Genomic DNA, 1,711 nt, shown 5'->3' with positions numbered 1-1,711 from the left:
AATCTGAAATCTGAAATCTGAACACATGGAAACAGTTTTTTCATTAGACGAAATCAATGAGGTTGCTCAAAAAATCCTATCCCAAAATCCAAAAAAAGTAATCCTTTTTAACGGAAATATGGGTGTTGGTAAAACCACTTTAATCAAATCATTGGCTAAAAATTTAGGTGTAAATGATGCAACTAGCAGTCCAACCTTTTCTTTAGTTAATGAATATCAAATCGCTAATAATCAATATATTTATCATTTTGACGTATATCGATTAAAAAATGAAACCGAAGCATTAGATATGGGAATTGACGAATACTTATATTCAGGAAATTGGTGTTTTATCGAATGGGCCGAAAATATTCCAAATTTAATCCCAGACGAACATTCTATCATAACTATAGAACAACTTCTTGACGGCAAAAGACATTTGACTTTAAAATAGCTTTTAAAATTCGCGATTCGTAATTTCAAATTCGTAATTTTTATGTAACTTGCTCCAATATTCATTTGTAACTATGTCACTTACACCTTTTACAAAACAACAGCTACTTCCACAAGAAGAAAAATTGGAAATTGCACGTCATAAAAGCGAACTTTTCATTGGAATCCCTAAAGAAACCAGTTACCAAGAACGCAGAATATGTCTAACTCCAGACGCTGTACATTCATTAACAGCGCACGGTCACAGAATATTAATAGAATCTGGTGCAGGTGAAAGTTCAAGCTATTCCGATAAAGAATACAGCGATGCTGGCGCAGAAATTACCAGCGATACCAACAAGGTTTTATCGTGTCCAATGCTTCTAAAAGTAGAACCATTGACTATGGCAGAAATCGAATTGGTGAATCCAAATACTATAGTTATTTCCGCTATTCAGCTCAAAACCAGAAAGAAAGAATACTTCGAAAAATTATCCAAAAAGAAAATCACTGCTCTCGCATTCGAATACATTAAAGACGAAGATGGCTCCTATCCTGCCGTGAAATCGTTAAGTGAAATCGCAGGAACAGCTTCCATCCTAGTCGCAGCCGAACTAATGATCAATAACCAATTTGGTAAAGGATTATTATTTGGAAATATAACTGGCGTTCCTCCTACTGATGTTGTAATAATTGGCGCTGGAACTGTAGGCGAATTTGCAGCAAAAACAGCATTAGGTCTTGGTGCAAACGTAAAAATATTCGACAATTCAATTACAAAATTACGTCGTTTACAAAACAATTTAAACCAGCGCGTTTTTACTTCAACCATCCAACCCAAAGCATTATTAAAAGCACTTCGTCGTTGCGATGTGGCTATTGGCGCAATGCGAGGCAAAGAACGTTGCCCAATTGTAGTCACAGAAACTATGGTTGAACACATGAAAAAAGGTGCCGTAATTGTTGATGTCAGCATTGATACAGGTGGATGTTTTGAAACTTCCGAGGTAACAACTCACGAGAAACCAACGTTCATAAAAAACAATATTATTCATTATTGTGTGCCCAATATTCCGTCGCGCTATTCCAAAACCGCGTCGTTGTCCATCAGCAACATCATCACTCCTTACCTATTGCAAATTGCCGAAGATGGTGGAATTGAAAGTTCCATTCGTTGCAACAAAGGATTAAAAAACGGAGTCTATCTTTATCACGGAATCCTAACAAACAAAGCAATTGGCGACTGGTTTAACTTGCCAGACAGCGATATTAATCTAATTGTTTTTTAGGAGCGAATCGT

General features: G+C 36.2%; 2 protein-coding genes. Both read left to right on the top strand.

The window, feature by feature from the left end; genetic code table 11:
* Window positions 1–25 precede the first annotated feature (25 nt).
* Complete coding sequence (gene tsaE / locus DIU01_RS09120) at window positions 26–433, top strand: tRNA (adenosine(37)-N6)-threonylcarbamoyltransferase complex ATPase subunit type 1 TsaE (RefSeq protein ID WP_290833704.1); 408 nt, start codon at window positions 26–28, stop codon at window positions 431–433.
* A gap of 73 nt (window positions 434–506) precedes the next feature.
* Window positions 507–1,700 (top strand): alanine dehydrogenase, encoded by a 1,194-nt coding sequence (locus DIU01_RS09115; protein ID WP_290833702.1) that lies wholly within the window; start codon window positions 507–509, stop codon window positions 1,698–1,700.
* Window positions 1,701–1,711: the final 11 nt, after the last annotated feature.

It is taken from the genome of Flavobacterium sp. (genome assembly GCF_003525665.1).
GTDB lineage: Bacteria > Bacteroidota > Bacteroidia > Flavobacteriales > Flavobacteriaceae > Flavobacterium.
Note: the sequence above shows the minus strand (reverse complement) of the source record. Positions and strands in the feature narration are given on the sequence as shown.